A 6,467-nucleotide genomic window follows, 5' to 3' on the forward strand; every position below is an offset into this window, starting at 1 on the left:
GGAATCGAACGCGCCCCCGTGATACGGCGAGTACAGCCACAGCTCCCCGGCGGCGAGCTGGCGCCGGCCGAAAGGCGCGTGCGGCACCGGGCGCCCCTGCGCGTCGCGCGCCGCCGGGCGGCTGTGCGGGAGCAGCCGCCCGTTCACCCGTGCACCCTCCGGTCCCAGCTCCACCACGTCCCCAGCCGCGGCTACGGCCATCTTCCCCAGCCCGTAGTCCCCGCCCGCGCACCAGCCCGGCCCCAGGTAGCCCCGGCGCTGCGCGAGGCGGGACCATTCTTCCGGAAGGCAGACCACCACCACCGTACCACGCGCGGCGTCGGCCGCGCCGCCCGTCACACAGTACAGCCCGAGCGGATAAGACCGCGTGACGTTCACCCGGAAGCCCAGCGCGGCGCCCAGGAGCGCCAGCGCCACCAGCACCACGCAGGCGAGGGCCCACGGCTCGCGCGCCGTCCCCCGCAACTCCGCCAGCCGCGCCGCCGCGCACGCGTGCCGGGCGCTCATTTGACCGCCACGTGGTGCGGGTTGTCATCGAACTGATTGCGGCCCTTGTCATCTCTGAAAGCCGGGTCCGTGTAGTACACGATCCGTCTGGCCAGCACCGGGTCCCGCCCCTGCACGAAGATCAACTGCATCCCTTCCTCCGGGTTCATGCGCAGGATTTCGTCGGCCATCATCAGGCGGCGCCCTTTCTCCGCCGTGGTCTGCCCGGCGCCTTCCTGCACGTTGTCCATCTTCCCCGTGCTGATCCCCCGCGAGCGGTTTTCGGACTCCACGAACACGGTTGTCTCGCCGATCCGCCTGCTGAGGTATTCGGCCGTATCCACGTCGTTCGTGCCGAACGCCTGTAGGACCCCCGCATTCGCCACGTAGCTTTTCCAGACCTTCGGATAGACTTCCTCGAACGAAGCCAGGTCTTGCAGGAACAGCCAGAACTGCACGCCGAAGCCGCGCATGAGCCGGAATGCTTCCTCCACCGGCCCCAGCCGCTTCAACTGCGTGAACTCATCCAGCAGGACGAGGATCTTATGCTTCGGCTGGCCGGGGATGGAGCTGATCCGCTGGAGCGTGGTTCCCACGACGAGGCGCACCAGCCGCGCGTAGCGCGTGAGCCGCCGCGCCGGGAGCACGACGTAGAGCGTCATGGTCCCGGTTTTCAGCAGATCGAGGTCGAACGTCGTTTCCGCGAGGACGCGGCGAATGCGGGGGGAGTCGAGAAAGTGCGTGTGCTCCTGGGCGGAAGAGATCACGCCGGAACGCTCGTTGGACGACTTCTGCGTGATCGCGGCGGCTTTCTGCTTGATGAGGTTGTAGATGGCGGGATTCTCCAGCATCTCCGCCAGCATTTGCTCAAATGCGCCGGGTTCGTCGTCCGTCCCGCGCGGGAGCATGAGCAGCCGCCGCACTTCGGGAAGGTTCTGGCGCTCCGGCGGGCACGTCGTCTTGACGTGCATCACCAGCCCCGTGAGGAACGCCAGCGCCTCCTCATTCCAGTGCTTGTTCGCCCCGCCCTGCTCCGAGACGGCGACGAGCATGTCCGCCACCATCTCCGCGTCGTCCAGCGCGTCCTCGCTGGCCGGGTCGATGAGGTCCATCGGGTTCAGGCCGTCCGTGCCTTCGACCTGATTCCACGGGTCGATGCAGACGACCTTCGCGCCCGGCTGGATCGTGCGCCGGTGGCGCTGGGTGATGGCGTACAGCTCCGGCTTCACGTCGGGGACGATGATGGACCCCGGATGCGAGAGGAGAGCGGGGACCACCGCCGACGTGCCCTTTCCGCCGCCCGTGGGGCTGACGGTTATCAGGTGCGCATCCCCCGCGTAGCGGAGCATGGCGCCATCGTCCATGCGCCGGCCGAGCGGCAGTCCTTCCGGTGCCGCCGCGAGCTGCGCCCCGTCGCCCCACCGCGCCGTCCCGAAAGACGTTGAGGCTTTCCGAAGGCCCGTGCGGCGCCGGACGGAGGTGATCGCCACCACGGCGGCGAAGCTGCCCGCCGCGAACGCCATCCGGGCGCCGCCGAGGGCGGCGGCCACCGCCGCGTCCTCGCGGAACGCGAGCAGCCACAGCGGGAACCGGAACGGCCCGTAGACCGGCCCGCGCGTCACCATGAACAGCGTGGTGGCCGCCAGGGCGAGCAGCGGCGCGAACGGCCGCGAGCGCGCGTCGAGCAGCGCCACCAGCACCCCGCCCAGGGCGAGGCTGGCGGCGGCGCGGGCGTAGAGGTGCAGCTCCGGGGAGAGGACGAAGGCGGGCGGCCCGAGGCGGGCCGCGTGGCCGAGCTGGGCCGCGAGGTACTGCGCGGCGCACCAGCTACCGAAGACTAGGCAGGCGGCCAGCACGACGAGGAGCGTACGGCTGGCGCCGGGCGCGGCGTGGCGTGCCGTCTGTGTGAGGTTGGGGGCGGCCATCGGACTCACCCCCGCCGGTCGATAGAGCTCTGCATCCGCAGCACCGTCCATCTGGTGCGAAGCCCGCTCCTGATTTCACCTGAAATCAGAGCGGGCTCCGTCGGACCCTCTATCGAACCGTACTTGGCGATTTCGCCGGCCGTTCTATCTTATGATGATACTTCTGCTCTCAGGACCAGATGGTACGTAGCCACAAGGTGTAGCTAGCGCCAGCACCGGCGAACCGGTACGGTCGTGCGTCCGGAGTCGGGGCACGACGATACGACGTCAGCGCCTGCGTATGTGAGACAGGGGTCCACCTCGTGTTTCGTCCCCGCCGCAGGTCCAACTCGAGGATGCCGAGTTCATCGTTGCCGTTGAACAAGCTGTCCATCTCCCACAGCGCCAATGTAAGCCAGCGCACACCCGCAGGGACAACGCTATCCGCGACTACCCGCCTGCTTGGGTTCCGCCGGTGATGGACGACCCACGGCACGTTGCCTTTTGTTGTTTGGGTGTTGAACCGCTCCTCTCCGCTGTATCCCCATCCCGATTTTGGTACGCTTTGGACTGGCTCAGGGACAACCTTCTCGTTACCGTAGGTGCCGATTACGCCTAAGTATAATTCATCCGTGTTTCCGGTCAGCCTCCGGTCATTAAGGTCTCGTGCGTAGAACGCAACCAGCTCGATCCGTAGCCGGCCGAGCGAGATTTCTTGAGCTGACGCGCGCTCCAACTCGAGGATCGTGCCAAAAAATCCAGCGCTGAGCATAGCGAGAAATTCTCGGCGGGTAGGTTGCATGGACTCCCCTCCAATGAGGTGAATAGGGTAGGTTCACATCTATAGGTATCCTGAGCCAGTGACGCCATATTTCCGATGCCTCATCAACTCACGGGTGGTCCTCCCCCGGCCCCGAACTTGGGAAGCTTGTTGTCGCCTACGCGTACTGGAGCCGGGCAAGGTCGAACGGTGCTCCCGCGAAGGATTTCGATGCGTTCATGGACGCACACCTATTTTTGGCGGACGCATTTGTGTCCGAGGACCGCGCGCGGATCGCGGCGGCTGAGAAAGGAATTGCGAGATGGGGGCGGTATGCCGGGTGAGTCCCTGACAACAGGAGGAGTGGCATGGCTACGGTCTCCCCGACGCGCTTCTACACGGATGTGTTAGGCGCCGAACTGCGTAACCCGCGGTGGTCATGGGGCGCTCACGACCCGGTTACGGACCGCTTGTACCTGCGCGTGTGGGAAGACGAAATCGTGGAGGATGGCGGGGCGTCGTTCGTAATGGTCCTGCGCAATGCAGCCCGCCCCTCAAACGGTCGCACGGAGCGACAGCGTCACCTAGACCTGTTCGTTGCAGGCGCGGAAGCCTACGGTGTGCTCTGCACGCCTGATGGTCCCCGTCGCACAGATCGGCCCCGGAAGATTCGCGGCTTCGACTCTAATGTGCTCCTCCGTTTCGGGCGCCTGAACGAGCTTCCGAAAGGGCTGTATGCCGAGATCCTAGAGCGCGTCCCCCTGCAGCGGGTGATGCGCACCCCGTCCGGGGCCACTTCTCTGCAGGCGGACCTTCGCGCTATCCTCCGCGTGAAGGGCCTGACAGAGACGGAGCGCGATGCACTAGTGAGCGCCCGCATTGGGCAGGGCGCCTTCCGTACCGCCGTCCTCGCTCGCTGGCACGGCCGCTGCGCCGTCACTGGCTGCGGGACGCTGAACGCAATTCGCGCGTCCCATATCAAGCCGTGGCGGCTATCTACCAATGCGGAGCGTCTGGACCCCGCGAACGGACTTCCGCTCGTGGCGACGCTGGACGCACTGTTTGATGCCGGGTTGATCGCCTTCGCCGGGGATGGTTCGATGCTCGTTTCCGGGCGGCTGTCGGCGGAGGAGCGGGAAAAGCTACAACTTCATAGACGCCGCCTTAGTCAAAGCCCCGACGCGCTTACGGCCGTGTACCTTTCCGAGCACCGCGTGAGGTACGGTTTCGTCTCGTAAACGAATCCACGGAGTAGAACCCTATGATCCTCTCATTCGGGAAAAAGCACGTTGGTAAATCGCTGGAATTGCTGGTGCTTAAGGAGCCCGATTACATCAAGTGGATGCTCGAACAGAAGAACCCCGGTCCGGCGATGAAGCGCGCGCAGGACGAGGCCAAGCGTTTGATCGCAAAGTTTGACGCAATGCCATTGACAAAGAACTGCTACGGACACACAGGGTCGCCGCATCCTGCGACCCGGTGCACCGTGTACGGGAATAACGTCCGTGGACCCTATTGGTGGTGCGACGCATGTAACCCTTATCAGAGCGGTGCGAATCCCGGCAAGTTGCAGGAGGTGAGATCGTACGGACAGGCTCTGCGACACATAGCAATCTTTTGCGGCGGGCGCGTGTCTGACTATAAGAGCCTGATACGAGACCTCGCAGAAGCCAAAGGGTTACCGCCGAGGGTCGGGGAAAAACAGGCCCAAGCTTTCTTTGCATGAATCACGGCCGGGGGGAACTGAACCATGAACGAAAGTCTGAGCCAACGGGCGCGAGCGATCCTCCGCGCGGCGCGCGAGGCACGACGGGACCTCGCTGGCGCCGGGCCCGCCAAGAAGCGGGCTGATGCCGCGCGAATGCACTTCTACGCGTATACCTCAGACGGGCCGCTGTCCGCCCATGTACGAGACGTTTACTACGCGCGAGGCGTGGGGGCAATGCAGTTGGCCCTGAGTACACTTGAATCGTTAGCTCAGGCGTGCGTAGATGAGGATGACACCAACTAAAATCACTCGCCCGGATTTCAGGTGAAATCCGGGCGAGTTCAGGGACGGCGGCCTGGGGAGGGTTGCGTCATTCGCATCGTTCGCAGGTCCAGTCGTAATCGCGCGGGTCCTCCCCGCTCTCCACCACCGGCTGCACATCGTACGGGTCGATCTGGCACCCGCACCGGCGGCAGAGGATCAACACTCCAAACTCCGCGAGGAAGCGGTCAAACGCCAGCCCGTCCCGCGTCCCGCCGTATCGGTCCCATTCGTATTTCAGTGTCCCGCGCATCCCGTCCCCCTTCCGGGCGCGGAGCGAACACGGCGCGCCGCTCCGCGATGGCCGCGTGCCGGTGCACGCACTGCTCGCGAAGGCTGGCCGTCAGCAGGAACGTCAGCTCTGCCCGCAGCTTGTCGTCCATCATCGGCCCCTCCAGCGGTTCAGAGCGGGTACGGCGCGAGCGCCAAGTCCCTGCTCACGTAGATGGTGAAAGCGAAGTCGCGCGGGATTTCCAGCGTCGGCCCCGCCTGCATGTTGCGGCGGATCATCTCCGTGGAGACTTCCCCCAGCTCCTGCCCGAGCGCCCCGGCCGCCACTTCCCCGGCCGAGGGCGTGGACAGCACGCCGCCGCCGCTCCGCGGCTGGCTGAGCTGCGCCCCGGCCGAGATGGCACTGAGCAGGATGGCGTTGAGGTAGGTGCGCCCGTAGTGGTTATTCACCTTGCCCCGGATCCCCGCCGCGCCCTGGGCGTCGGCGCTGGTGAATCCGGGCAGGTTCAGGCTGTGATCGTTCGGGAAGATCAGGCGATACCACGCGATGTTCACCCGCGCCTGACCCATCCCCACCTGGTTGTCCACCCGGCCCAGCACCCGCGTCCCGGCGGGGATCAGGATGCGCCGCTGCTGCGAGTCGTAGACGTTGCGCGTCACCTGGGCGACGACTTCGCCGGGCAGGTCCGTGTTGATCGCCGTCCGGAGCTGGACGGGGATCAGCGTCCCGGCCATCACCTGATACGGCGAGCTGGGCCGCTGCACGCGGGCCGTCACCTGCGGCGCCGCGTCCCCGCTGCTCCCGGCTTCCCGCAGGAACGCGCTGTGGCGGTCCCGCGACCCCGAGGCGGGAGCGGAACCCCCGGCCGCCGCCCCGCCCCCGAGCTGCGCGCCGACGTCCGCCATCGGGTCCACTGCCGACGCCGCCGGGGCGGCGGCGTCGGGCGCCGCCTGCTGCGCGGGGCAGCTCCTGATGCCGCAGCTCATTGCCCGCCGGAACGCTTCGTCGCGGGGGTCCGGCGGCGGGGGTGCGGCGGGCGCGGCCGGGGCCGCGTCC

6 protein-coding genes are annotated in these 6,467 nt (G+C 66.5%); 2 read left to right on the forward strand and 4 right to left on the reverse strand.

Annotated elements, in window-relative coordinates:
* Nucleotides 1-507, reverse strand: a 507-nt coding sequence (locus VFZ20_RS24485) for a hypothetical protein (RefSeq protein WP_329686585.1), incomplete at its 3' end; no start/stop codon positions are given.
* Nucleotides 504-2,411 carry a type IV secretory system conjugative DNA transfer family protein gene (locus VFZ20_RS24490; RefSeq protein WP_329686586.1) on the reverse strand — a complete coding sequence of 636 codons (1,908 nt, stop codon included), beginning with the start codon at nucleotides 2,409-2,411 and terminating at the stop codon, nucleotides 504-506. The genes VFZ20_RS24490 and VFZ20_RS24485, both read right to left, overlap by 4 nt.
* Before the next feature lie 1,107 nt (nucleotides 2,412-3,518).
* On the opposite strand from VFZ20_RS24490, the gene VFZ20_RS24495 reads away from it, so the two are divergent.
* Nucleotides 3,519-4,388 (forward strand): HNH endonuclease signature motif containing protein, encoded by an 870-nt coding sequence (locus tag VFZ20_RS24495; protein ID WP_329686587.1) that lies wholly within the window; start codon nucleotides 3,519-3,521, stop codon nucleotides 4,386-4,388.
* 23 nt (nucleotides 4,389-4,411) lie between these two features.
* A complete protein-coding gene (locus VFZ20_RS24500; protein WP_329686588.1) occupies nucleotides 4,412-4,876 on the forward strand; it encodes a hypothetical protein in 465 nt (154 codons plus the stop codon).
* A gap of 491 nt (nucleotides 4,877-5,367) precedes the next feature.
* On the opposite strand, the gene VFZ20_RS24505 is transcribed toward VFZ20_RS24500, so the two are convergent.
* Nucleotides 5,368-5,565 carry a hypothetical protein gene (locus VFZ20_RS24505; protein ID WP_329686589.1) on the reverse strand — a complete coding sequence of 66 codons (198 nt, stop codon included), beginning with the start codon at nucleotides 5,563-5,565 and terminating at the stop codon, nucleotides 5,368-5,370.
* 16 nt (nucleotides 5,566-5,581) lie between these two features.
* The coding region (locus tag VFZ20_RS24510) for a TrbI/VirB10 family protein (protein ID WP_329686590.1) at nucleotides 5,582-6,467 on the reverse strand (886 nt) is incomplete at its 5' end.

The sequence above is a fragment of the Longimicrobium sp. genome (assembly GCF_036280135.1).
Classification (GTDB): domain Bacteria; phylum Gemmatimonadota; class Gemmatimonadetes; order Longimicrobiales; family Longimicrobiaceae; genus Longimicrobium.